Raw genomic sequence first — 24,640 nt, forward strand, 5'->3', positions numbered from 1 at the left:
GGTGCCGGGTTATGACGCCGCGGTGGCGATGATCGGAACCACGGCAGCGACGAGGCCGCCGAGGGCGCCACCCACGAGAGGACCTACAACCGGAACCCAGGAGTAGCTCCAGTCGCTGGAGCCCTTGCCCTTGATGGGAAGGAGTGCATGGGCGATGCGGGGGCCAAGGTCGCGGGCAGGGTTGATGGCGTAGCCGGTGGGGCCGCCGAGGGAAACACCGATGCCTACAACGAGGAGTGCCACTGCCAGCGGGCCGAGGCCTGAGGGAGTGCCTCCGAAAGTGAGGATGACGAACACCAGCACGAAGGTGCCGATGATCTCAGTAACCAGGTTCCAAGGGGTGGACCGGATGGCAGGACCTGTGGAGAATACGGCCAATTTGCTGGCAGGCTCGGGCTCGGCATCAAAGTGCTGCTTGTGGGCGAGCCAGGCGACGACCGCGCCCAGGAAGGCGCCGACCAGTTCTGCACCAAAGTAGGTCAATGTTGAGAGGACATCAACAGGAACGCCTGGTGCATACTCGCCCTTGCCATTGACCAGGAGGCCCAAGGTGACGGCCGGGTTGAGGTGGGCGCCTGATCTGGCTGCCACGTAGACACCGGCGAAGACTGCAATACCCCAGCCCCAGGTGACCATGAGGAACCCGCCGCTGTTGCCCTTGGTGCCCTTGAGGGCCACGTTGGCAACAACGCCGCAACCCAGGAGGGTCAGCATTGCGGTTCCGAACACTTCGGAAAGGAAAACTATTCCAAGAGACATCTTCGACTCCATCTATTTTCTGTTGTCAGCCCTCGCGGGTTTGAGGGGCTGTTTAGGCTGGCAGCAATGCCGAACTGCCGGCCGACGGCTGCACCGGAAGCAACTTCAGCTTCCGCGCAGTCCTTGCGCCCGAGGTGACCCGGGCACGCAAGATAATCAGGTCACCAGACTATGGACCTGGACGCCGTGGAAACGGTTCAGGACCTCCTGGGCGTGGCGGATCTCGGTAGCACGCGCTGCAGCATCCCAGCCGAGAGGTATGGCGAGGACATCAGCAATTTCATTCAGCAGTTCGCCCGTTACGAGTCCTCGAAAAGCAAGCGATGTGCGGCGGATCAGGATGTCCACCAGGTGGCCGATCTGTTCATGCCGTGCCATGAATTCAAGCTCCCGGACGCTGAGCTCGCGGGTCGAGTGCAGGAGCCGGTCAGGCCCGGCATCGAGGTAGGAGATTACTTCTTCTGCCCTGGTGCCGTAGCGAGTCAGCAGCACTGCGGCCCGGTCAGCGTCGCGGCCGGGAGACATGTGTGCCTTGATCCACTTCTGGACTCCAGCCTCTGTCTCAGGGAAACCCGCGCCGCCCCCGATGGCGAGTTTCGCCGTCGAGATCCTGCGTTGCCTTCCCAGCTCAGCGAGCACGTCATCGCTGAGATGCTCCGCCAGTGCCCGGAAAGTGGTCCACTTGCCGCCCACCAGGCTCAAAACAACACCGCTGTTGCTGCCCGCGACACCCTCTGGGACCTGCTGCGTTGCCTGGCGTTCAATCCGGTAGTCGCGGCTGACGAATCCGGGCTGCGTTTCATCATGTCTAGGCAACGGGCGCACCCCGGAGAACGTGTATACGATCTGGCCGCGGTTGACTGTGATATCCGGGAAAACATGTCCGATCAGATCGAAGAAATAGTCTATTTCCGCATCGGTGCATACCGCGTCCCGGGACATATCTGCGTGGATGTCGGTGGTGCCGACCAGCACGCGGTCCCCCATCGGGTAGATCAGCACGATCCTGCCGTCGGTGTGCTCGAAAAAGATCTCTCGGCCGTTGCATGCAGCAAGCAAATCAGGGTGGTCCAGGACAATGTGGGAACCCTTGGTGCCGCCCATAAAAGCTGACGCTGCGCCCATAGCCTGGTTGGTCAGGTCAACCCACGCTCCGGTGGTGTTCACAATGACGTCGGCTGTGAAGTCGAACACCTCACCGGTCAGCTCATCCCGGAGCTGCACAGTGGTGCCCGATTCAGCCGTGGCAGGCTTCTTGCCGACAAGGGAAAGGTAATTGCTGGCCCTGGCGTGTGCCTCAGCGGTGCCTGACTTGCTTCCGCCACCGGCTTTTTCGCCATCCTGAAGCACATCGAGGGTAAGACGCTCGGGGTTATGGACTGAGGCGTCGAAATAGGTGGCGGCATACTTAATGCCCGGATGAAGCATGGGGAGCTCAGCCAAAGCGCGTTTTCGCCCACGGAACTCGTGGCGCGGGACGTTGCCGCCGTCGCGGGAAAAGGAATCGTAGAGGGTAAGCCCTGCCTTGATCAGGAAGGCCCCACGTTCCTTGGGCTTGCCCTGCTGCTTGTGAGTGAGGAAGCGCAATGGCGCGGCCAAAATCCCCGAGAAAGTGCTGAAGATGGGAATGGTGGTTTGCAGCGGCTTCACGTAGTGCGGAGCAATCCGCAGGAGCCTGTTGCGCTCCACCACGGATTCCCGGACGAGGCGGAACTCGCCGTTTTCCAAGTAGCGGATCCCGCCATGGATCATGTGTGATGAAGCTCCGCTTGCCCCCTGGCAATAATCGCCGCGCTCCACGAGCGCCACGTCCACGCCCTGGAGTGCAAGGTCACGGAAAGTCCCGACGCCGTTGATGCCTCCTCCGATGATGAGAACCTGGGCGCGGGGCCGCTGACGCAGGCTCTCCACTGTTGGGCGATGCCGGGGGGAGGCTTGGTGGCCAGGTGTTTCATTGCGTCCCAAAACAACTCCTTTGGGTTTGGTCCTATGCGGCGCACCCACAGGCACGGCGCCGTTCACCACTATTCTTTGGAGTAATGGAAAATGGAGTCAAGCACTATGCACAAACGTGCAGATTGGATCTCTAATGCCTAACTCACGGCACGCTGACGCGCTGAGGGCCGCACAGCTGTACTACATGCAGGACCTCACAATGGACGCCATCGCCAGGGAGTTGCGAACGTCCAGATCAACGGTCTCCCGGCTGCTTTCCGCCGCCCGCGACACCGGCCTGGTCCAGATCCAGATCCGCAGCCCCTTGGACACCGGGCCGGAGCTGGAAAGCATCATCCGAAGCGAATACAACGTGGATGTGCACGTTGTCCCGGTGCTGGAATCCCTGAATGAAGCGGAAACACTGGACCGTGTTGCCATGCAGGCTGCCAGGACCATCGGCCCGCTGGTGGATTCCAACGCCATTATCGGCGTCGCGTGGGGCTCAACGTTGAGCGCCGTGAGCAGGCACCTGACCCGGAAGATCACTCACGACAGCGTCATCGTCCAGCTCAACGGGGCCGGAAACATGCACACCACCGGCATCACGTACGCAAGCGACATCATGCGACGGTTCGGCAGTGCTTATGGTGCGCGGGTGGAGCAGTTTCCGGTTCCCGCGTTTTTCGACCATGCCAGCACCAAGACGGCCATGTGGAATGAGCGCAGCGTGCAGCGGATCCTTGACCTGCAGTCCCGCATGGGCATTGCAGTGTTTGGTGTCGGCTCGGTGGATGCGGACTACCCGAGCCACGTTTACGCGGGCGGCTACCTCGATGAAAATGACCTGAAGGTCCTCGCGAGTTCTGATGTTGTGGGTGATGTGGCCACTGTATTCTTTCGGGGCGATGGTTCTTCGGATGGCATTACGCTCAACGAACGCTCCACTGGGCCCTCGCTGGCGCAGTTACGCCAGGTCAGGCGGAGGATCTGTGTGGTGTCGGGAGCGTCCAAAATTAACGGGTTGCGCGGGGCGCTCGCTGCGGGACTGGCAACCGATCTGATCCTGGATGAGGCCATGGCCCGGCGGCTCGTGGCCTCAGGGAACATGGCTTGATGCGGCATGACGGAACGCAGTCTGAACCTTACGAGTCGGTAGAGTCGGTGTTATGAAACCTGTCCCCCGCCTACAGCTCAACAACGGCGTGCTGATCGACCAATTGGGCTTTGGGCTGTACAAAGTGCCGCCGCCGGATGCGGCCGGCCTGGTCACCATGGCCCTTGAAGCCGGCTACCGCCATTTCGATACAGCCGCCATGTACGGCAACGAGGCGGGCGTCGGAAGGGGCATTGGTTCCTTGTCCGGATTTCAGGGCCAGGAACGGGGCAGCGGAGCGGGAACGCCATCCCTCTCACGCCAGGACCTGTTCATTACTACCAAGGTGTGGAACGAGGACCATGGCTACGACTCCACGTTACGCGCCTTCCAAAAGTCCATGGCCAGCCTTGGACTGGATTACCTTGACCTTTACCTGATCCACTGGCCCTGCGCCCGTCGGGGACTCTATGCCGGAACGTATCGTGCCCTGGAGACCCTCTACAGGGAGGGAAAAGTGCGCGCCATAGGAGTCTCGAACTTCCAGCCGGCGCATCTGGAGCACCTGCTGGAAACGGCAGAAGTCATCCCCGCCGTGAACCAGATTGAGCTCCATCCCTGGCTCCAGCAGGAGGAACTGCGCGAGCAGCACACACGGTTGGGGATCCGCACCGAAGCCTGGAGCCCGTTGGGACGCGGCAAGGTGCTCCAGGACCCGGTGATTCTTGATCTTGCCTCTAGTCATGGAAGGACTCCCGCGCAGATCATCCTGCGTTGGCACCTGCAGCTGGCGAACATCGCCATCCCCAAGGCCAGCTCCTATGAACGGCTCAGGGAGAATCTGGACATCTTCGACTTCAGCCTGGAATCGTCAGAAATGTCCAAAATCGCGGCCTTGGACCGCGGTCAGCGCACAGGCTCCCACCCGGACAACGTGAACTAGGATTCAAAGTCATGGAACAAGTGGACACGGACACGGGCCGGACTCAGCCCCTCTTCAGCCCTCAGCTCGCCGCCCGCACCCGCGCCGCTGACGTCGACGTCGACGGCGTGAGGGTGGCGTATTGGATTTACGAGCCGGTCCAGGTGACGCCCGAGACCCGGACAATCCTGGTGATTCACGGTTTCCGTGGAGATCACCACGGCCTCCTGCGCGTTGCGGACCAGCTCTCGGAAATGCGGCTGATCATGCCCGATTTGCCAGGCTTTGGGAGCTCAGAGCCGTTCAGGTCCCTGGAGCACACAGTCGAGAATTACGGCCGTTTCATCAGCGGATTTATGGCTGCCCTTGGACTGGGCCGGGACACAGTCCTGCTGGGTCATTCATTCGGTTCCATTGTTGCCAGCCACTTTGTGGCATCACATCCGGGCACTGTCCGTGAGCTGATTCTGGTCAACCCGATAGCCAGTCCGGCATTGGAAGGGCCGAAGGGTGCCATGACCAGGCTGGCCGTCTTTTATTACCAGCTTTCTGCCAGGCTTCCCAGCAAACTCGGACTCTTTATCCTGCGGAGCCAGATCATTGTCAGGATCATGAGCGTGGCGATGGCCAAAACCAAGGACAGGCAATTGCGGCGCTTCATTCATGCCCAGCATTCCGCCTACTTTTCGGCCTTCGCCAACCGGCAGAGCCTTCTCGAATCCTTCCGTGCGTCGGTGGGCAGCAACGTTGCCGAAGTGGCCCCTGCCCTTGGGCTACCTGTGCTGCTGGTGGCGGGCGAGAAGGACGAAATCGCAGTCCTCCCGGACCAGCACAAGTTGCTGGCGCTTTTGCCCGATGCCCGCCTGAGAATCATCCCGGGCGTTGGCCACCTCATCCACTACGAAACCCCAGCACCCGCGGCCGGGCATATCCGCAGCTTCCTGAAGGACCATGCCTCGTGAAAATCGTGATTGACGCCCGCTTCACCCGCACGGATCACCACGACGGGATCAGCCGCTACGGTTCAAGCCTCATCGCAGCGCTGGCAAAGATCAGCGACGTTTCGATGCTGATCAGCGACCCCCGGCAGCTTAAGTTGCTTCCTGACGTCCCGTACACCCTCATCAACAGCCCGCTCTCCCCCGCTGAGCTCTTTGTCGCGGCGAAAGTCAACCGGCTGGGGGCCGATGTGGTGGTCTGCCCGATGCAGACCATGGGCTCATGGGGCCGAAACTATGGCTTGGTGCTCACCCTGCACGACCTGATCTACTACGAACACCCCGCTCCTCCCGGTTTCCTTCCTGCACCCGTCCGCGTCCTCTGGCGCCTTTACCACAAAGCCTTCTGGCCGCAACGGCTGCTGCTGAACCGGGCTGACATCGTGGCAACCATCAGCCATACCACTGCATCACTGATCGCGAAGTACCGTCTCACCAAGAGGCCGGTCAGGATTGTGGGCAACGCCCCCCAACACGTGCACTCCCCCCGCGACGTCACGGCAGGTTCCGATAAGAGCCTGCTGTACATGGGCTCGTTCATGCCCTACAAAAACGTGGAAACGATGATCAAGGGCATGGCTGAACTGCCTGGCATGACGCTTCACCTCCTGAGCCGTATCACTCCTGCCCGCAGGGCAGAGCTTGAATCGCTGGTGCCCCACGGGACGGACATTGTGTTCCACAACGGTGTGACGGAAGACGAGTATGAGGCCCTGCTCTCGCGGGCTACGGCACTCATCAGTCTTTCCAAGGCCGAAGGCTACGGGCTCCCGCTTGTGGAAGCCATGTCTCATGGAACCCCCGTAATAGCCAGCGACATCCCAATCTTCCGGGAAGTCGGCTCGGACGCCGTGACGTATGTCCATCCCGATTCCCCGACCGAGTTCGCAGCCGCGGTCCGTGCCTTGGAGGATCCTTCGGCATGGGATGTGCAGTCACGTCGCTCTGTTGAGAGGGCGGCGGAGTTCAGTTGGGACCACTCCGCACGGCAGCTGCTGCAGGTGGCAGAGGAAGTGGCTGGCCAAAGGCAGCGGAGGAGCCGGACCAGCCTTTAGAGGCGGCGTATCCCCGGGGTGCCCGACTGCGGGTTAGAGGACGTCCACACCGTCCAGTCTCAGCTGTACGGGGTCGTCGTTCCGTTTCGCAGCCGCAGCCGCCCTCGCTGCCCTCATGGCCTTCGTGGCTCCAGTGGCTTGAGCATAGGGAATGAACAAAAGGGTCCTGACGTCTGCTTCTGTTTCCCTTGACCCCACACCGGCGGCTGATGGCCCGGCAGGTGATGGCACTGCGGCCGCCAACACCAAAGGAGCGGGCCCCGCTGTACGCAGCACAATCCCCAGCCTCGCGAGACGCTGCTCGAGGGCTTCGACAAAGTGCCCCACGGCAGTCCTGCCTCCCGTGATGGAAGCGATGCGCACGGCCGGTGGCAACTGGAGTTCGCGCCTCAACGAGAGCTCTCGTGCCGCATAACCGCCGGAGTCCCATCTCAAGAGGGCGCCGACGGCGGCAGCGTCATCGGCTGTGATGACCACCAGCCCGCCCTCGGTTGATGGGCGTACCAGGGCAGCAGCGTTGAACCATCGGCGGACAGCATCCTCACCCGCGCGGAGGCTTTCCCGCCGCAGCAAAGAATCGCCGTCCAGCAGCAAGGCGGCCGCGTACCCATTTTCGGCTACTGGTTCCGCGCCGACGGTGGCCACCACCAGGGCCTTGGCGTCCGGGACCGTGGCCTTGACCTGATCCGCTGATGATGTGATCACCGGAGCTCCTGGAAAAGCACGCCCCAATTCCTCAGCAGTCCTTAACACCCCCGTCGCACCGCGGCGAAGATGCCTCCCGCCACAGTGAGCGCATTGCCATTCGGGCGCCGGGGCGGAGCACCAGCGGCACTGCGGAACAGCGGACGGGCCACTGGCCCCAGCAATGGCCAACGGTCCCTGGCAGGCTCCGCAACGTGCCTGTTCGCGGCATCGCTCACACGCCAAGGACGGCGCGTATCCCGTGCGCGCCACCTGCACCAGGACCGGCCCTCTCTGGAGCCCTTCCTTGGCCGCACGCCAGGCAGCACCGGGAAGACGGGCAATCCTAGCGAGAGGATCGCGCTCTTGCTCGTAGCTGTCCGCCGTATTCAAGACGCGCGGCACAGTGCGGCGGACCTCCCTGCGTTCAGCTTCCACTGCCCTTGCCCAGCCCGACTCCACCAGTCGCTGGAGTTCTGTGCTGCGCGTATGGGCAGCAAACAGGCATGCCGCATTCTCCTGCCCCGAGCGCAAGAGCAAAATCTCCCGCGTGTGCGCATAAGGTGAGCGTTGCTCGATATGGAGGTCATCGCCGTCGTCCCAGCACGCCACCAGCCCAAGGTTCTGCACGGGGGCATAGGCTGTGGAGCGGGTGCCGACCGCCACGCGTGCGGATCCTGTCAGGATGCGCAGGTAATTGCGGTAGCGCGGCGTCGGCCCGTCTTCGGCACTCAGGCGTGCGACGTCTCCGGGTGGCAGCACCTCCAGGAGCGCTGCCTCCACCCGATCCAGGTCGCGGTAGTCAGGAACAACCACCACGGCGCCCCGGCCGGAGGATCTGACAGCTGCAACAGCTTCCGCCAGCAGTCGCGGCCAGCCTGCAGCTCCAAACCCCTGCAGGGCGCTGAGAACGGCCTTGGGTGATTCGCCCGCCGAGAGATGCTTAAGGAATGCCGTCGCCGTGCCATATGTAGCCCAGTTCCCGGACGGCTGATATCCAGGAACTCCGGATTCAGGGCCCTCAGGACGTTCAGGGAGCCCAGAGAGCTCCTTTTCCAGCTTGGCCACGCGCGGCGGGATGGCAAGCCTCAGGACATCGCTCACCGTCCCGGCGTACCTTGCAGCAACACTGCCGGCAAGCCTGGCCAGCGCAGGGGTCAGGACGGCGACGTCGGAGACAACCTTGTGCAGCGGTACCAGTGAGTGCCCGGCATCCGACTCTGCGACCCGTTCCAGGAGATACCCGGAGAGGTCCTGCCCGTTGAATTTCACCTTGACCCGAACCCCTGGCTGCGCCGCTTGATCCAGGGTTGCCGGAACGCTGTAATCGAATGGCCTGTCCAGATGTGGCAGCGGCGACTCGATAAGGATCCGCGCCACTGGCAATTCCGGAGCAAGATCCGGACCAGCCGGTGATGGACGTGGCACCAGCGGCGGAAATCCCTGTAGCAGCGAAGGCTGGACAGACTCCGGAGAATTCGGTTGTCCACTCATAGCCATGCTTCCGCCCTCGGCGACGTTTCTCCTGACTGCCGTCATTTTTTCTTGCCTCCCCTCGGCATCGCCCATGTTTCGCCCGTATGCAAGCACTGCAGCCCTTAAGGCATACAGCCTGCGCAGCGTGATGGCGGGCCAACTACAGCCAACCACCAGGCACTGACATTTGCAGGGACGTTCTCAGCAGGCGAAGCCCGGGAGGAGGGTCAGGCGTTGAAGAAGGCCTTCAGTTCCTCGACCCGGTCCAGCCGCTCCCAGGTGAAGTCAGGGTCATCCCGGCCGAAGTGGCCGTGAGCAGCCGTCTTGGCGTAAATGGGGCGCTTCAGGTCGAGCGCATCGATGATAGCCCGTGGGCGGAGGTCGAAGATCTCGGCGATGGCTTCGCCGATCCGCGCAGGGTCCACCGTTTCGGTCCCGAAAGTTTCTACATAGGTACCCACGGGCCGTGCCTGGCCGATTGCATAAGCGATCTGGATCTCTGCCCGCTTAGCCAAGCCGGCCGCAACCACGTTCTTCGCGACCCAGCGCATGGCGTAGGCAGCGGAACGGTCAACCTTCGACGGGTCTTTGCCACTGAAGGCGCCGCCGCCGTGGCGGGCCATTCCCCCGTAGGTGTCCACGATGATCTTGCGTCCGGTCAGACCGGCGTCGCCTACGGGGCCGCCAATAACGAAAGCACCCGCAGGATTCAGGATGTTGACCGTACGCGAAATATCAAGGTTGGCAGTCGCCAGGACGGGATCGATGACGTACTCAACCAGATCGGCCCGAAGCTGCTCAAGGCTTGCACCCTCAGCGTGCTGGCTGGAGATGACAATGGTTTCCACTGAGACCGGGCGGTCGCCGTCATACCCGATGGTGGCCTGCGTTTTGCCGTCCGGGCGGAGATAGGCGAGCTGGCCGTTCTTGCGTACTTCCGTAAGCCGTTCCGAGAGACGGTGGGCAATCCAGATGGGAACCGGCATGTACGAAGGCGTTTCGTCGCTGGCATAGCCAAACATCAGGCCTTGGTCGCCGGCGCCCTGGAGGTCGTAGTCGTCCTCCTGGCGGCCTTCGCGGGCTTCCAGCGAATTGAAAACCCCACCTGCAATGTCGTTGGACTGTTGGCCGATCGACACTGACACACCGCAACGGGCGCCGTCGAAACCGTTGGCGGATGAGTCGTAGCCGATGCCAAGGATGGTCTCGCGGACAAGCTGCGGGATTTCAACGTAGGCGTCTGTCGTGACTTCGCCGGCCACGTGGACCAGGCCGGTAGTGGCCATGGTCTCTACCGCTACCCGCGATTCCGGGTCTGCAGCCAGCAGCGCATCGAGGATCGCATCACTGATCTGGTCGCAGATCTTGTCGGGATGCCCTTCAGTCACCGATTCAGAGGTGAAGAGGCGCAAGGCCGAAGGCGCAGGATGGGATCCGGGAAGGTGCAGCGGTAAAGTCACTCAACTACCTTACTTGTTGGGATACGGATGGTTGGTGACATGTTTCCCCAGACTAAGGAGAACATGGGGGCTAAGGAGACCATGGGCTGGCCGGACATGGACAAGTCTAGGGTCGCGGATAAACCCGGCTCAGCTCCGTACTGATCCGGTCAATCACGGCTGAAGCGACGTCAGCCTTCGAACCGGACGCAGATTGCGGCTCCGAGCCGGCACGGGAGAGGATAACCACTGAATTGTGTTCCCGGCCAAAGACCTTGCCTTCGCCGACGTGGTTAACCACCAGCAGGTCACACCCTTTGCGTTGAAGCTTGGCGTTGGCATACTCAAGGACGTTGCCATCAGCATCACCGGTTTCCGCGGCAAACCCCACGATGAGCTGGCTGCGGGAAGAGCTGTTCCTGACTTCAACGACCTCTTTCAAGATGTCCGGATTCCGCACCAGGGTAATCACTGGGTCCTCGGTGTCGTCCCGCTTCTTGATTTTGGTCTCAGAGACCACGGAAGGGCGGAAGTCTGCCACTGCCGCGGACATGATCACGACGTCGGAACCCGTCGCCCCCCGCAGGACTGCTTCGCGCAGCTGCAGCGCCGACTCCACCTCCACCAGCTCAACCCCGGGAGGCGCTGGAACATCCATGTGCGCGGCGATCAGCCGGACCGTCGCCCCTGCGTTGAGCGCTGCAACAGCCAGAGCCACTCCCTGCTTTCCGGAGGAGCGGTTGCCGAGGAAGCGGACGGGGTCCAGCGGTTCCCGGGTTCCCCCCGCGCTGATGGTTACGGTTCGCCCGGCTAAGGGCAATACGTCGGATTCCGTAAGGCCCGCCGGGGAAACCGGCTGCCCCTCGGCCGCCTCGGCCAGGGACTGCGTAAGCGCCATGGCTGCTTCGAAGATGGCCTCCGGCTCCGGCAGACGGCCAGGCCCGGAGTCAGTCCCTGTCAGCCTTCCGCTTGCCGGTTCCAGCACTGTCACTCCACGGGAACGCAGTGTTTCAACATTCGCCTGCGTCGCCGCATGCTGCCACATCTCGGTGTGCATGGCCGGAGCCATCAGGACGGGTCCGCTTGCCATGAGCAGGGTGTTGGTGAGGAGATCGTTGGCAATGCCATGGGCCGCCCGCGCCAGGAGGTCCGCGGTGGCCGGAGCGACCACTATCAGGTCAGCCTCGTGTCCCAGACGAACGTGATTGACGCTGGGGACGTCGTCGAACACGCTGTTGCTGACCGGGTTTCCCGAGAGCGCTTCCCACGTTGCCACTCCGATGAAACGGCTGGCGGCCTCGGTGGGGATAACCGTGACATTGTGGCCGGCTTCAGTAAAAAGCCGGAGGAGCGATGCCACCTTGTAGGCGGCAATCCCTCCCCCGACTCCGAGGACTATGCGCACGTGACCTCCGTCAACAGGCAGTCTTTAGGTTCTACTCTGCAGGTTCGATCGGCGAGGAAACCAGTTTGCCTTCGTTGATTTCACGCAGGGCGATTGAGAGTGACTTCTCGTTCAGCTTGGTATCGACCAGCGGGCCGACGTACTCGAACAGGCCCTCGTGAAGCTGGGCGTAGTAAGCGTTGATCTGACGTGCACGCTTGGCACCGAAGATCACCAGGCCGTACTTGGAATCAGCAGCCTCCAGCAGCGAATCGATCGGCGGGTTGATGATGCCTTCAAGGTTCGTGGACACGAATTCTCCAAATTCTAACGGGCTGACTTTTCCCGGCGCCTAACGCGGGTTCGGGACCAGCCCCATGAGTGAAACAAGCTCGTCCGCTGCCCGTCGAACGTCATCATTGATGACGGTGTGATCGAACTCCGGTTCAGCGGCAAGTTCTAGTTTAGCGGTTTCCAGCCTTTGCTGCTGTTCGTCCGCTGTTTCGGTGCCGCGTCCCACGAGCCTGCGCACCATTTCCTCCCAGCTGGGAGGAGCAAGGAAGACGAATTTGGCGTCGGGAACGGCCTGCTTTACCTGCCGGGCCCCCTGCAGATCGATCTCGAGGAGAACCGAGCGCCCGTCGGCGATAGCTGCTTCAACAGTGCTGCGCAGAGTCCCATAGCGGTTCTGTCCGTGCACCACTGCCCACTCCAGGAGTTCCCCGGCCTCGATCAGGGCGTCAAACTCTTCCGGGGACTTGAAGAAGTAGTGAACGCCGTCCTGCTCGCCTGGCCGGGGCGGGCGGGTGGTTGCCGAGACTGAGAGCCACACGTTGGGGTAGTTGTCCCGTATGTAGGTGGATACGGTGCCTTTGCCAACAGCAGTGGGGCCTGCGAGGACTGTCAGTCCGGGATTCTTGCTCACGTATTCCTTTGAGGCGGTATGCGGATGGATCTGTTTCTCGTTCGTAAAATCTACCAGCGCCTCGCGCTGGCGGGTTCCCAGGCCCTTCACCCTTCTCGAGGCAGCAATCCCCAATTGCTCCAGTAGGTTGCGCGCCGTTACTGCGCCAACGCCAGGCAGGGACTCAAGGAGTTCGGTGACCCTCATCCGTGCGATCGCGTCGTCCTGGGTTGCTGCATTCAGGAGCTCATTGACGGAAAGAGTTCCGGCCTTCAGTTGCTCCTTAGCGGCGGCGCGTGCGGCCCGGGCGGCGGCTGCCTTGTTCAGGGCCGCCACCCGATCCTGTTGCGTCAGTGCCGGCAGGCCCATCAGGCGGCCCGTAGGCCTTCAAGGGTGGCAAGGGCAGCGTCCCGAAGGGACGTGAGCCCCGGACCCGCTTTCAGGATGTCCCTGCTGGATGTCCCGAGGACCTGCGCGTACGCCGGTCCGAACGTTCGGCGGAGGTCAGCTGGTGTGGCACCTTGGGCACCGAGGCCGGGAGCCAGAATGGGGCCCCGGACCGAGGCGAGGTCCAGGTTGAGGTTGGACAGGGCGTTGCCCACTGTTGCGCCGACCACCAGGCCCACAGAGCCCAAGGACCTCCCGTAGCGGGTGTTCTCCCCCGCTGCGGCCTCAACAATGCGTCGGGCGACCGAATCGTCACCACCCACGTGCTGGACGGATGCGCCTTCAGGATTGGAGGTCAGCGCCAGGACAAAGACGCCGCGCCCATGCTCGGCCGCCAGATCCAGGGCCGGCCGCAAAGACTCGAAGCCGAGGTAGGGGCTGAGGGTAACCGAGTCCGCCGCAAGCGACGAGCCGTCCCGCAGCCAGGCATCAGCGTATGCGGCCATGGTGGATCCGATGTCACCGCGCTTGGCGTCGGCGATGGTTAGCACGCCCTCGTCCCGCGCCACGGCAAGAACTTCCTCCAGCACCGCCATGCCGGCCGAACCGTGACGCTCGTAAAGCGCCACCTGCGGCTTTACCGCGGCAGCGAGCGAACCGACCGCCTCCAAGGCCTTCAGCGAAAAGCGCCTCAAGCCAGCGGCGTCGTCGTCCAGTCCCCAGCTCTTCAGCAAAGCCGGGTGTGGATCAATGCCGACGCATAGCGGGCCGCGCTCGGCCATGGCTTGGCCCAGCCGGGAGCCAAAGGACTCCCGGCTGGCCGTGATTGCTGCCTCAGGCTCAGGCATTCTTGGCTGCTGCTTCCTCGGAATCCCTGGTTTGCGAGGCAAACAGTGCAGCAGCGTGCTCCTGAAGGCTGGTCACCGACCACTCATACGTCCGCAACGCCTCAATGGCCTGGACGGCTGCATTAAACTCGGCCACCGTCGTGATGCAGGGGATGCCGATGGACGTTGCTGCGGCGCGCAGTTCGTAGCCATCGCTGCGGGCTTCGCCGCCGGAAGGCGTGTTGAAGACCATGTCAATTTCACCGGCAATGATGAGATCGGCAATGGTGCCTTCGCCCTCGGCGCTGCTTCCTTCAGCGACCTTCCGAACGGGGGTCGCCTGGATTCCGTTGCGCCGCAGGACATCAGCAGTGCCCCCCGTGGAGACAATTTCGAAGCCGAGGTCGGAGAGGCGCTTGACACCCATGATCACCGAGCGCTTGTCGCGGTTCGCCACGGAGACAAAAATCTTGCCTTCGGTGGGTAGGGCGTTGTTGGCGGCTGCCTGGCTCTTGGCGAAGGCAGTGTCAAAGTGCTTGTCGATCCCCATGACTTCGCCCGTGGAACGCATTTCCGGGCCGAGCAGCGAATCCACAACTGTGCCCTCCGGCGTCCGGAACCGGCTGAAAGGCAGGACCGCTTCCTTGACCGAGACGGGAGCGTCCAGGGGAAGAGTGGAGCCGTCACCGCTTTCGGGCAGCATCTTGTAGGCGCTGCGCAACTGGTTGATCGTGATGCCGGTACCGATCAGTGCCGCGGCCTTCGCCATCTGCACTCCGGTTGCCTTGGACACGAACGGCACTGTACGGGAAGCGCGCGGGTTGGCTTCGAGCACGTACAGGACGTCGGAGGCCAGGGCGAACTGGATGTTGATGAGACCGCGGACACCCACACCTTCAGCGATGGCCCGGGTGGCAACCCGCACCCGCTCGATCACGTTGTTGCCCAAGGTGATCGGAGGCAGCACGCAAGCGGAGTCACCGGAGTGGATCCCGGCTTCCTCGATGTGCTCCATGATGCCGCCGAGGTACATGTCCTTGCCGTCATAGAGGGCGTCGACGTCGATCTCGACGGCGTCCTCAAGGAAGCGGTCAATCAGCACCGGATGATCGGTGGTGATTTCCGTGGCGTTGGCGATGTAGCGGGAGAGGTTGGGCTCGTCGTAGACGATTTCCATCCCGCGGCCGCCCAGCACGTAGGACGGACGGACCAGCACCGGGTAACCGATTTCATCGGCGATCTTCTTGGCGTCGTCGAAGGAGACCGCGGTCCCGTTCTTCGGCGAGATCAGGCCCGCTTCGTCCAGCACCCGGCTGAAGGCGCCGCGGTGCTCAGCGAGGTCGATCGCTTCCGGGGACGTGCCGAGGATGGGCACGCCGGCGTCGGCAAGCTGCTGCGCCAGTTTCAGCGGCGTCTGGCCGCCGAGCTGGACGAAAACGCCCATGACACCGCCGGTGCGCTCCTCTGCCGCGATGACTTCGAGGACGTCCTCGAGGGTCAGCGGTTCGAAGTACAGCCGTGTGGAGACGTCGTAGTCGGTGGATACCGTCTCCGGGTTGCAGTTGACCATGACGGTCTCGTAGCCGGCCTTGCGCAATGCCATGGAGGCGTGGACGCAGGAGTAATCGAATTCGATGCCCTGGCCGATGCGGTTGGGGCCGGATCCGAGGATGAGGATGGACGGCTTGGAGTGCAGCGCCACCTCGTCCTCTTCGTCGTAGGAGGAGTAGTGGTACGGCGTGTAGGCAGCGAATTCAGCGGCACAGGTATCCACGGTTTTGTAGACCGGCCGGATGCCGAGGGCCTGCCGGACACCCCTGACTACGGCCTCTGAGTTGTGGGTCAGGCTGCCGATCTGCTCGTCGGAGAAACCGTGGCGCTTGGCCCGCTGCAGCATCTCCTGCGTCAGCGCGGTGGACGTCCGGATCTCGCGGGAGATTTCGTTGAGCAGCTGCAGCTGGTCCAGGAACCAGGGATCGATCTTGGTGGCTTCGAAAAGTTCCTCGACGCTCGCGCCCCCAAGCATGGCGCGCTGGACCTGGTGGAGGCGCTCCGTGGTGGGCCGCTTGGCCTTTTCGATGAGTTCCGGGACTTCCCATTCAGGGACCGAGCTGAAGTCCAGCTGCGAACCCTTCTGCTCCAAGGACCTCAGTGCCTTCTGCAGCGCCTCAGTGAAGTTGCGGCCCATGGCCATGGCCTCGCCCACCGATTTCATGGTGGTGGTCAGGGTGGGGTCAGCGGCCGGGAACTTCTCGAAGGCGAACCGGGGCACCTTCACCACAACGTAGTCCAGCGTCGGCTCGAAGGAAGCCGGGGTCTTCTGCGTGATGTCGTTGGGGATCTCGTCCAGGGTGTAGCCGAGTGACAGCTTGGTGGCTATCTTAGCGATCGCGAATCCCGTCGCCTTGGAAGCCAGGGCGGAGGAACGGGAGACGCGGGGGTTCATTTCGATGACCACAACGCGGCCGGTGTCCGGCTCAATGGCGAACTGGATGTTACAGCCACCGGTGTCCACGCCCACTTCACGGATGACCGCGATAGAGATGTCGCGCAGGCGCTGGTATTCGCGGTCCGTGAGCGTCAGGGCAGGTGCAACAGTGATTGAGTCACCGGTGTGGACGCCTACGGGATCGAAGTTTTCGATGGAACAGACAACAACGACGTTGTCGTTCTTGTCCCGCATCATTTCGAGTTCGTATTCCTTCCAGCCGAGGATGCTCTCTTCGAGCAGCACCTCGCTGGTGGGGCTGTACTGCAGGCCCTGGCCAACGATCCTCAGCAGGTCACCCTCGTTGTAGGCGAGCCCTGAACCGAGGCCTCCCATCGTGAAGGAGGGGCGGACCACCATCGGGTAGCCAAGGTCTTCCGCGGCCTTGAGTGCTTCGTCAATGGTGTGGATGATGTGGCTGCGTGCTGATTCGGCACCGCAGCGCTCCACGACGCCCTTGAATTTTTCGCGGTCTTCGCCGAGTTCAATGGCAGCGATGTTCGCACCAATGAGTTCCACGTTGTACTTCTCGAGTACACCGTTTTTGTCCAGCGCGATGGCCGTGTTCAGTGCCGTCTGGCCGCCAAGGGTGGGCAGTACCGCGTCGGGGCGTTCCTTCGCGATGATCTTCTCCACAACCTCGGGGGTGATGGGCTCGATGTAGGTCGCGTCGGCGAACTCGGGATCCGTCATGATGGTGGCGGGGTTGGAGTTGACCAGGATAACGCGCAGGCCCTCCTCCTTGAGGACACGCAGTGCCTGGGTGCCGGAGTAGTCGAATTCAGCGGCCTGGCCGATGACAATCGGGCCGGAACCGATGACCAGGACGCTCTTTAGGTCAGTTCTCTTGGGCATTACTTGTTGTCCTCAGTCTTGTTTTCGTTAACGTTCTGGGCGTCGCCTGCGGCGGAGTCTTCGGATTCCGCTGCCTCTGGTCCCTCAGAGAGGTTTGCCGTTTGGCCGTCCCGCTGGCCAGCCATCAGCTGGATGAAACGGTCGAACAGGTACGCGGCGTCGTGCGGACCGGCGGCAGCTTCGGGGTGGTACTGGACCGAAAATGCCGGGATGTCCAGGCACGCAAGGCCCTCGACGACGTCATCGTTGAGGCTTACGTGGCTGACCTCAACACGTCCGTAGCGCTCCTCGGGAGCCATGGTGGCTCCGTCCAAGGGTGCATCGACGGCGAAGCCATGGTTCTGGGACGTGATCTCGACCTTGCCGGTGCGGCGGTCCATCACAGGCTGGTTGATGCCGCGATGGCCGTACCGGAGTTTGTAGGTGCCAAAGCCCAATGCCCGTCCCAGGATCTGGTTGCCGAAGCAGATACCGAAATAGGGAAGCTTCTCATCCAGGACCGAACGCAGCAGTTTGACCTGGTTGTCGGCTGTCGCGGGGTCGCCGGGACCGTTGGACATAAAGAATCCGTCCGGGCTGACTGCGTTGACTTCCTCGATGGTGGCCGTGGCAGGCAAAACATGGACGCGTACGCCGCGTTCCGCGAAGCGCTTGGGAGTCATCGCCTTAATGCCAAGGTCGATGGCGGCAATGCTGAAGCGCACCTCGCCTTCCCACCCGTGATCCTTGGGCTCTACGACGTAGGCTTCCTCGACGCTGACCTCTTCGGCCAGGCGTGCTCCCTCCATGGGAGCACTCGCCAGCACCTGGTCCAGGAGCTCCTTGTCCGTGGCGGTGGCGGCGTGGCCTGAGAAGATGCCGGCGCGCATGGTCTTGTGTTCGCGCAGGTGGCGGGTGATGGCGCGGGTGTCCACGCCCTGGATGCCGACGATGCCCTGCTCGATGAGTTCCTCGTCAAGGCTCCGCTCAGAGCGCCAGTTCGAGGGACGGCGGGCCGCGTCGCGGACAATGTAGCCTGCCACCCAAATCCGGCGGGACTCGGCGTCGTCGCTGTTCACGCCGGTATTGCCGATGTGCGGAGCGGTCTGCACTACCAACTGGCGGGCGTAGGAGGGGTCCGTGATGGTCTCCTGATAGCCGGTCATGCCCGTGGCAAACACCGCCTCGCCGAGCGCGGTGCCCTGGGCGCCATAGCTGCGGCCGCGGAAGATCCGTCCGTCCTCCAGTACCAGGGCGGCACCGGTGGCCTTCGAAATCGCTTCTGTTTCTGTCAGTTCTGTTGCCGTCACGTCTTTACTTTCCACTATCGGCATCTGCCTGGGGGCCTGCCGGAATTAATTCTTGAAATACTTTGAGGAGCGCTGTCTTATCTTCAGCGCGCCGGGTTCGGAACCCGGTGTCCAGTTCGTGTTCGCCCAGCATCCAGCTGATGATGAGCAATCCGTCCTTTTCAACGAATTTGCCGGCCATTCCGCTGTCGAGCCGGATACCGGTGAGATTGCCGGCAGGGATAAACAGGGGTCCGGCGCCGTCACGCTCGAAGAGCGCACCCTCAGGGTGCGCCTGCAGGACGGCGTTGGTTCGGATTCCCAGCCCGTGGACGGCGATGCGGTCCAGCCAGTCGCCGGCCGTTGTGGTGGTTACGTATTGGCCCTCGGCTTTGGTGATTGCGGGGTCCAGCCGGGCAGGAACGGCAGGCAAAGGTTCGAGGTCGGCCTGCCGGCGACGGCGGTTGCGCCAGCCGATTCCGATCATCACGAAGATGACGGCCGCCACGGCGAGCATCCCGATTCCGGGCAGTATTTTGTCCATCAGAGGCCGCTCACCGGATCAGCGGCCGGTACCGCCTGCTGCACAGCGGCAGTGTTGCGGTAGGGCGTGTTCAGCTTGCCCTCGAGAACCGTGGGATGGCCTTTGAAGAACGTCGCCACGACCTTGCCCGGGAGTTCCCTGCCGGCAAAAGGAGAATTGCGTCCCATGGTGGCCATGGTGGAGGGGTCAACTGTCCAGCGCGCGGCGGGGTCCACCAGAATGATGTTTGCTGGTTCGCCTGTTTCGAGCGGGCGGCCCTGATCTGCCAGCCGGCCGATGGCCGCGGGAGCTGTGGAGGTGACCCTGGCGAAATCGGACCACGACATCAGCCCGGTTTCGATCATGGTCTGCTGCACCACGGAGAGGGCAGTTTCCAGGCCGGTCATGCCCATCGCAGCCTGTGCCCATTCGCATTCCTTGTGTTCGCTGGGGTGCGGGGCGTGGTCTGTACCCACGACGTCGATGGTTCCATCGGCAAGGGCGGCACGCAGAGCCTGGACGTCGGCGTCAGTACGCAACGGCGGGTTCACCTTGTACACAGGATCGTAGCTGCGGACCAGCTCGTCCGTCAGCAGGAGGTGATGCGGGGTGACTTCGGCCGTGACGTTGATGCCGCGCGCCTTCGCCCAGCGGATGATCTCAACAGACCCTGCCGTGGAGACGTGGCAGACGTGGAGCCGGGATCCGACGTGCTGGGTCAGCAGCACATCGCGGGCAATGATGCTTTCCTCGGCAACGGCCGGCCAGCCTGCCAGTCCCAGGACTGCGGAGACGTCGCCTTCGTTCATCTGGGCACCCTCGGTGAGCCGGGGTTCCTGCGCGTGCTGAGCTACGACGCCGTCGAACGCTTTGACGTATTCCAAGGCACGGCGCATCAGCACGGGATCATGGACGCAGAGGCCGTCGTCGGAGAACATGCGCACCTGCGCACGGGAGTCAGCCATGGCGCCCAGCTCCGCAAGCTGCTCGCCGGCGAGTCCGACGGTGACGGCTCCTACGGGCCGGACGTCCACCCAGCCCGCTGTCTGGCCAAGGCTGTGGACCTGCTCCACCACTCCGGCGGTGTCTGCCACGGGAGTGCTGTTGGCCATCGCGTGCACGGCAGTGAAACCGCCCAAAGCCGCAGCCCGTGTCCCTGTTTCCACTGTTTCAGCATCCTCGCGGCCCGGTTCCCGCAGGTGGGTATGGACATCCACCATGCCCGGCAGTGCAACCAGGCCCTCGCCCTCAATGACGGTGGCGCCATCTGCGTTGATGTTGACACCCCGGTCCACGATGAAGCCGTCCCGGATAAGGAGATCTTCCTTGGCACCATCGAGAATTGCGGCACCCCGGATGAGGTATACGCCGTTGTTGCTGACCATCAGTTGCTCTCCTTGCTCAAATTGGCGGCTGGCTCGCGGGTTTCCCCGGAGAGCAGCAAGTACAGGGCAGCCATCCGGACGGACACGCCGTTCCGCACCTGTGAAAGTACTGTGGAACGGTGCGAGTCGGCAGCGGCTGCAGAAATTTCGAGGCCCCGGTTCATGGGGCCGGGGTGCATGATGATGGTGTCCTTGAGCCCTATACGGTCAAGCGTACGCAGCCGGTTGTCATCGAACCCCCACCGGCGGGAGTATTCCCGGGTTGAGGGGAAAAATGAGGCATTCATCCGCTCGCCCTGGACACGCAGCATCATGACGGCGTCGACGCCTTTCTCAAGGGTCTCATCGAGGTCATAGCTCACGCTGCAGGGCCATTGCTCGACGCCGATGGGCAGCAGAGTGGGGGGCGCAACCAAGGTGACCTGCGCTCCCAGCGTCCGGAGGAGCCATACATTCGACCGCGCAACCCTGGAGTGCAGAACATCGCCGGCGATGGCCACGCGCATGCCCTTCAGGTCACCTCCCGCTGACGGGAGTCCACCGAGTTTGGCCCAGTGCCGGCGCATGGTGAACGCATCCAGGAGTGCTTGCGTGGGGTGCTCGTGAGTACCGTCGCCGGCGTTGATCACCGCCGCATCAATCCAGTCCGTTGCTGCCAGGCGATGCGGTGCGCCGGACGCCCAGTGACGGATGACGACGGCGTCGGCTCCCATGGCTGCCAGGGTCTGCGCCGTGTCCTTCAGCGACTCGCCCTTGGAAACCGATGATCCTTTGGCTGCGAAGTTGATGACGTCGGCGGAAAGCCTCTTGGCGGCGGCCTCAAAGGAAATCCGGGTCCGTGTGGAGTCTTCGAAGAACAGATTCACCACGGTGCGGCCACGGAGCGCCGGGAGCTTTTTGACTTCCCGCTCCCCTACGGCGGCCATCTCTTCGGCAGTGTCCAGGATACGTTTTGCGTTGTGCAGGCTGAGATCCTCGGTGGACAGCAGATGCCTCATGCGCCTGCCTCAATAACGACCTCGTTGACGGGCCCGCCATCCCGGGAATCAGTTTCTTCGAGCCTTACACGGACTTTCTCCGCTGACGAGGTGGGCAGATTCTTGCCCACGTGATCGGCCCGGATGGGGAGTTCCCGGTGTCCGCGGTCGATGAGGACCGCCAATCGGACAATCCGGGGGCGGCCGAGGTCGATGATCGCGTCCAGGGCTGCACGAATGGTGCGTCCGGAGTAGAGGACGTCGTCTATGAGCACAACAACCTTGTTATCGATTCCGGTGAGCGGAAGCTGAGTGGGATATGGCGGCCGGGTTGGCTGATGCGAGAGATCGTCCCGGAACATTGTGACGTCCAGTTGGCCAACGATGGCGGCGGGGTCGACGTCGGGATCGGCGGCTGCGATTTTTTGCGCCAGCCGGACCGCGAGTGGGTAACCACGCCGCGGGATGCCGAGAAGCACCAGATCCCGGGAGCCTTTGTTGGACTCGAGGATCTCATGGGCGATACGAGTGAGTGCACGGTCGATGTCCGCCTGATTGAGTACAACCCTGGCGGGCACGGGTGCCTGTGTGACAGAAGCCAACGCTCGTCTCCCCTTTCCCCGCCTCACGGGACGGAATTAAAAAAGGAACATTTGCCTTCCAAAATTACCACACCAGCTGCCCGAGCCTGACCCGCCAGGGAGTGTCCCTACCCACACTTACGGCCCCTTCCGGCTCATCCAACAGCTGCAGTTCCCGTCTTTGCGGCCGGGCTGTCTGCGCATGATCCCTGGAGCCCCTAGGCTTTTGTTCATGACCAGCAACCAGCCGTGGCCGGATCCGTCCGGCCGAAATCCGCATGCGCACCAGGTCCCCTTCAGGGCGGAAACGAACCCAACGTGGATGGGAAGGGTCCAGCCGCAGAACTACCGGCAGGCACCCATCAACCCTGCCGGAGCGGTCAGCCCGGTGGTACCGCCCGCGTTGCGGGTGGAATCCCGGCGCCGCACCTCTGCGGGGGTCCTCGGACTTGTGCTTGGTGGCGTGGCCGTGGCCTTCATGGGCCTGTTCCTGGTCCTCCCGTTCCTGGTGGGCAATACAGGCATTGCAGGATTCGTCATTGGTTTTGTGGCTTCGCTGATTCCCCTGGGCGCCGTCCTGCTGGCCGTCTCTGTCATAGACCGCTGGGAGCCTGAGCCGAAGCGGCTGCTGATTTTCGCGTTTATGTGGGGCGCGATTGGCTCAATTTCCGTCACCCTGCTCATCCAGCCTTATTTCCCGCTGATTGCACCTCCACCGGCCGGAATGGACTTCCTGACATTCGCTGTGACAGTCAGGGCCCCTGTGGTGGAAGAGTTTGCGAAGTCCCTCGGGCTGCTCCTGCTCCTCTTGCTGGCGCGGAAGCATTTTGATGGTCCAGTGGACGGCATCGTGTTCGCCTTCACCATTGCAGGCGGGTTCGCTTTCACCGAAAACATCCTCTACTTTGGCCGGGCCATTGCTGAATCCAGCGACCCCGGCAGCGACCTCGCCCGTGTGTTCTTCCTCCGCGGCGTCATGTCTCCCTTTGCCCACGCCATTTTCACGGGGGCTACCGGCCTCATCATGGGACTCGCTGCCCGCCGCTGGCACCATGGGCTGTCAGTTCTGGGCTTCGTCTTTGGGCTCATCCCAGCGATGATTCTGCACAGTCAATGGAACAGCATGGGACAGAATTTCCTCACGCAGTACATCTTCGTCCAGGTACCCATTTTCGTGCTGGCCATCGTCGTTGTGATCCTGCTGCGTGTTGCCGAGAACCGGCTCACGCGCCAGCGCCTGCTGGAGTATTCGGCCGCAGGATGGTTCACGCCTCCCGAGGTGGCCATGCTGGCCACAGCGAGCGGACGCCGCTCCGCCATCCGCTGGGCGAAGAGTTTTGGCCGAGGGCACCAGATGAAGGCCTTCCTGCGCGCCGCGACGCAATTGGCGTTTACGCGGCAACGCATCCTCAGCGGACGTGACGTCCAGGGCCACCAGCATGATGAGCAACGTCAGTTACGCAACATCGTCGCCTTGCGGGCTGCAGTCGCAGGCTGAGAAACAGGCCACACGGGGAAGAAACGCCTCCGGCCGGCCGCCTCGAACCTGACCATGCAGCCCGGGCATGCAGCGGAGTTCGCCCGCTACGTCGTTGGGCGGAGTGGCTCGTCCGGCATGAGGGACAGAAAAGCCCCGGCCAGGGTTGAACTTCTCAATTCCTGGTCGGGGCTATCCGGGAGGTGCTGCAGGTTATGCCAGCAGCGATGGCTTCAGCTGCTGGAGCCGGCCCAGAAGGCCATTGATGAACGACGGCGATTCATCGGTCGACAGCGTCTTGGCCAACGCCACGGCTTCGCTGACGGCAACACCGTCAGGAATGTCGTCGTTGTAGAGCAACTCCCAGGTGCCGATCCGCAAAATGATCCTGTCCACCGAGGGCATCCGCTCCAGGGTCCAGCCCTGGGAATAGGTTTCGAGGAACTCATCGATGGCGCTCTGGTGAGAAACCACGCCCTCAACGATTTCGAGGGTATAAGGATTGACGATCTGGTCGGTCTTTTCGCGTCGTGACCTCAGGACGTCGAACGCTGAAACGGAACGCTGCTCCGCCTCAAAAAGTACATCAAGAGCCCGGTTCCGGGCTTTACCGCGTGCACTCACTAGTCGTTGACCCGGCCAAGGTAGCTACCGTCACGGGTGTCGACCTTGACCTTGGTGTTGTTCTCCACGAAGAGCGGGACCTGGATCTCGTAGCCGGTCTCCAGGGTTGCCGGCTTGGTACCGGCTGAGGAGCGGTCGCCCTGCAGGCCCGGCTCCGTGTAAGTGATTTCAAGAACAACGCTCGGCGGAAGCTCAATGTAAAGCGGGGTGCCTTCGTGGATGGCGATGTTCACCATCTGGTTTTCCAGCATGAAATTGGTGGCGTCCCCCACCGTTGCACCGGTTACGGTGATCTGGTCGTAATCCTGGGTGTCCATGAACACAAAGTCCGCGCCGTCCTGGTACAGGTACTGGTAGTCCCGACGGTCCACTGTGGCTGTTTCGATCTTGAGCCCGGCGTTGAAGGTCTTGTCCACAACCTTGCCGGACATAACGTTCCGCATCTTGGTGCGGACGAACGCGCCGCCCTTGCCGGGCTTTACGTGCTGGAACTCGATGATGTTCCAGAGCTGGCCCTCCAGCTTCAGGACGGTACCGTTCTTGATGTCGTTAGTGGTTGCCACTGATTTCCTCTGGTTTCTCTGTGACTGGTTCTG

21 protein-coding genes and 1 pseudogene are annotated in these 24,640 nt (G+C 62.5%); 5 read left to right on the top strand and 17 right to left on the bottom strand.

What is annotated here, in order from left to right:
* Positions 1 to 9: 9 nt before the first annotated feature.
* Together M1D88_RS11545 and M1D88_RS11550 are read right to left on the bottom strand one after the other, a co-directional pair.
* The gene (locus tag M1D88_RS11545; RefSeq protein WP_458111014.1) at positions 10 to 759 is read right to left on the bottom strand and encodes an MIP/aquaporin family protein; all 750 of its coding nucleotides are present in this window, start codon (positions 757 to 759) and stop codon (positions 10 to 12) included.
* A 156-nt stretch (positions 760 to 915) separates the two neighbouring features.
* Entirely contained in the window at positions 916 to 2,670 is a 1,755-nt protein-coding gene (locus M1D88_RS11550) for a glycerol-3-phosphate dehydrogenase/oxidase (RefSeq protein ID WP_458114504.1), read from the bottom strand.
* Between the two features lie 178 nt (positions 2,671 to 2,848).
* On the opposite strand from M1D88_RS11550, the gene M1D88_RS11555 reads away from it, so the two are divergent.
* From M1D88_RS11555 to M1D88_RS11570, 4 genes are read left to right on the top strand one after another with little or no spacing between them, the layout of a single operon-like run.
* Positions 2,849 to 3,811, top strand: a complete 963-nt coding sequence (locus M1D88_RS11555; protein ID WP_458111015.1) for a sugar-binding transcriptional regulator — start codon at positions 2,849 to 2,851, stop codon at positions 3,809 to 3,811.
* A 52-nt stretch (positions 3,812 to 3,863) separates the two neighbouring features.
* A complete protein-coding gene (locus tag M1D88_RS11560; protein ID WP_458111016.1) occupies positions 3,864 to 4,733 on the top strand; it encodes an aldo/keto reductase in 870 nt (289 codons plus the stop codon).
* An 11-nt stretch (positions 4,734 to 4,744) separates the two neighbouring features.
* Complete coding sequence (locus tag M1D88_RS11565) at positions 4,745 to 5,674, top strand: alpha/beta fold hydrolase (protein ID WP_458111017.1); 930 nt, start codon at positions 4,745 to 4,747, stop codon at positions 5,672 to 5,674.
* Positions 5,671 to 6,765, top strand: coding sequence for a glycosyltransferase family 4 protein (locus tag M1D88_RS11570; RefSeq protein WP_458111018.1), 1,095 nt, complete (start codon positions 5,671 to 5,673; stop codon positions 6,763 to 6,765). Before M1D88_RS11565 ends, M1D88_RS11570 begins: the two co-directional genes overlap by 4 nt.
* A 33-nt stretch (positions 6,766 to 6,798) precedes the next feature.
* Here M1D88_RS11570 and M1D88_RS11575 read toward each other — a convergent pair whose 3' ends face one another.
* The 13 genes and pseudogenes from M1D88_RS11575 to pyrR form a co-directional block, all read right to left on the bottom strand.
* Entirely contained in the window at positions 6,799 to 8,943 is a 2,145-nt protein-coding gene (locus M1D88_RS11575; protein WP_458114505.1) for a primosomal protein N', read from the bottom strand.
* A gap of 209 nt (positions 8,944 to 9,152) precedes the next feature.
* Positions 9,153 to 10,385, bottom strand: coding sequence for a methionine adenosyltransferase (gene metK, locus M1D88_RS11580; RefSeq protein WP_458111019.1), 1,233 nt, complete (start codon positions 10,383 to 10,385; stop codon positions 9,153 to 9,155).
* Between the two features lie 106 nt (positions 10,386 to 10,491).
* A complete protein-coding gene (gene coaBC / locus M1D88_RS11585) occupies positions 10,492 to 11,769 on the bottom strand; it encodes a bifunctional phosphopantothenoylcysteine decarboxylase/phosphopantothenate--cysteine ligase CoaBC (protein ID WP_458111020.1) in 1,278 nt (425 codons plus the stop codon).
* 31 nt (positions 11,770 to 11,800) lie between these two features.
* Positions 11,801 to 12,061 carry a DNA-directed RNA polymerase subunit omega gene (gene rpoZ / locus M1D88_RS11590; protein WP_309107109.1) on the bottom strand — a complete coding sequence of 87 codons (261 nt, stop codon included), beginning with the start codon at positions 12,059 to 12,061 and terminating at the stop codon, positions 11,801 to 11,803.
* 39 nt (positions 12,062 to 12,100) lie between these two features.
* Entirely contained in the window at positions 12,101 to 12,673 is a 573-nt protein-coding gene (gene gmk, locus M1D88_RS11595; protein WP_309107153.1) for a guanylate kinase, read from the bottom strand.
* 105 nt (positions 12,674 to 12,778) lie between these two features.
* Positions 12,779 to 13,021: pseudogene (gene mihF, locus M1D88_RS11600) on the bottom strand (integration host factor, actinobacterial type); the annotation flags it as partial.
* Positions 13,021 to 13,887, bottom strand: coding sequence for an orotidine-5'-phosphate decarboxylase (pyrF, locus tag M1D88_RS11605; protein WP_458111021.1), 867 nt, complete (start codon positions 13,885 to 13,887; stop codon positions 13,021 to 13,023). The gene pyrF and the pseudogene mihF, both read right to left, overlap by 1 nt.
* On the bottom strand, positions 13,880 to 17,209 hold the full coding sequence (gene carB / locus M1D88_RS11610; protein WP_458111022.1) for a carbamoyl-phosphate synthase large subunit: 3,330 nt from the start codon (positions 17,207 to 17,209) through the stop codon (positions 13,880 to 13,882). Before carB ends, pyrF begins: the two co-directional genes overlap by 8 nt.
* Entirely contained in the window at positions 17,209 to 18,522 is a 1,314-nt protein-coding gene (carA, locus tag M1D88_RS11615; protein ID WP_458111023.1) for a glutamine-hydrolyzing carbamoyl-phosphate synthase small subunit, read from the bottom strand. Before carA ends, carB begins: the two co-directional genes overlap by 1 nt.
* A complete protein-coding gene (locus M1D88_RS11620) occupies positions 18,503 to 19,021 on the bottom strand; it encodes a PH-like domain-containing protein (RefSeq protein ID WP_458111024.1) in 519 nt (172 codons plus the stop codon). The genes carA and M1D88_RS11620 overlap by 20 nt, the downstream gene beginning before the upstream one ends.
* Positions 19,021 to 20,385, bottom strand: coding sequence for a dihydroorotase (locus M1D88_RS11625; protein ID WP_458111025.1), 1,365 nt, complete (start codon positions 20,383 to 20,385; stop codon positions 19,021 to 19,023). Before M1D88_RS11625 ends, M1D88_RS11620 begins: the two co-directional genes overlap by 1 nt.
* Positions 20,385 to 21,383: an aspartate carbamoyltransferase catalytic subunit gene (locus tag M1D88_RS11630; protein ID WP_458111026.1), complete on the bottom strand. Its 999-nt coding sequence runs from the start codon at positions 21,381 to 21,383 to the stop codon at positions 20,385 to 20,387. Before M1D88_RS11630 ends, M1D88_RS11625 begins: the two co-directional genes overlap by 1 nt.
* Entirely contained in the window at positions 21,380 to 21,964 is a 585-nt protein-coding gene (gene pyrR / locus M1D88_RS11635; protein ID WP_458111027.1) for a bifunctional pyr operon transcriptional regulator/uracil phosphoribosyltransferase PyrR, read from the bottom strand. Before pyrR ends, M1D88_RS11630 begins: the two co-directional genes overlap by 4 nt.
* 211 nt (positions 21,965 to 22,175) lie before the next feature.
* Between pyrR and M1D88_RS11640 the strand changes: the two genes are divergently transcribed.
* The gene (locus tag M1D88_RS11640; RefSeq protein WP_458111028.1) at positions 22,176 to 23,441 is read left to right on the top strand and encodes a PrsW family intramembrane metalloprotease; all 1,266 of its coding nucleotides are present in this window, start codon (positions 22,176 to 22,178) and stop codon (positions 23,439 to 23,441) included.
* 192 nt (positions 23,442 to 23,633) lie between these two features.
* Here M1D88_RS11640 and nusB read toward each other — a convergent pair whose 3' ends face one another.
* A complete protein-coding gene (gene nusB / locus M1D88_RS11645) occupies positions 23,634 to 24,044 on the bottom strand; it encodes a transcription antitermination factor NusB (protein ID WP_458111029.1) in 411 nt (136 codons plus the stop codon).
* The gene (gene efp / locus M1D88_RS11650; RefSeq protein ID WP_247040184.1) at positions 24,044 to 24,607 is read right to left on the bottom strand and encodes an elongation factor P; all 564 of its coding nucleotides are present in this window, start codon (positions 24,605 to 24,607) and stop codon (positions 24,044 to 24,046) included. Before efp ends, nusB begins: the two co-directional genes overlap by 1 nt.
* Positions 24,608 to 24,640: the final 33 nt, after the last annotated feature.

This window comes from Arthrobacter sp. R1-13 (assembly GCF_054161475.1).

Bases quoted from the DNA above. Each gene is read 5' to 3' on its own strand.
- M1D88_RS11625 (WP_458111025.1), bottom strand. From the start codon at position 20,385: ATGGTCAGCAACAACGGCGTATACCTCATCCGGGGTGCCGCAATTCTC.
- M1D88_RS11560 (WP_458111016.1), top strand. From the start codon at position 3,864: ATGAAACCTGTCCCCCGCCTACAGCTCAACAACGGCGTGCTGATCGAC.
- M1D88_RS11545 (WP_458111014.1), bottom strand. From the start codon at position 759: ATGTCTCTTGGAATAGTTTTCCTTTCCGAAGTGTTCGGAACCGCAATG.
- M1D88_RS11565 (WP_458111017.1), top strand. From the start codon at position 4,745: ATGGAACAAGTGGACACGGACACGGGCCGGACTCAGCCCCTCTTCAGC.
- pyrF (WP_458111021.1), bottom strand. From the start codon at position 13,887: ATGCCTGAGCCTGAGGCAGCAATCACGGCCAGCCGGGAGTCCTTTGGC.
- M1D88_RS11630 (WP_458111026.1), bottom strand. From the start codon at position 21,383: ATGAGGCATCTGCTGTCCACCGAGGATCTCAGCCTGCACAACGCAAAA.
- M1D88_RS11640 (WP_458111028.1), top strand. From the start codon at position 22,176: ATGACCAGCAACCAGCCGTGGCCGGATCCGTCCGGCCGAAATCCGCAT.
- carA (WP_458111023.1), bottom strand. From the start codon at position 18,522: ATGCCGATAGTGGAAAGTAAAGACGTGACGGCAACAGAACTGACAGAA.
- carB (WP_458111022.1), bottom strand. From the start codon at position 17,209: ATGCCCAAGAGAACTGACCTAAAGAGCGTCCTGGTCATCGGTTCCGGC.
- M1D88_RS11575 (WP_458114505.1), bottom strand. From the start codon at position 8,943: ATGAGTGGACAACCGAATTCTCCGGAGTCTGTCCAGCCTTCGCTGCTA.
- M1D88_RS11620 (WP_458111024.1), bottom strand. From the start codon at position 19,021: ATGGACAAAATACTGCCCGGAATCGGGATGCTCGCCGTGGCGGCCGTC.
- M1D88_RS11555 (WP_458111015.1), top strand. From the start codon at position 2,849: ATGCCTAACTCACGGCACGCTGACGCGCTGAGGGCCGCACAGCTGTAC.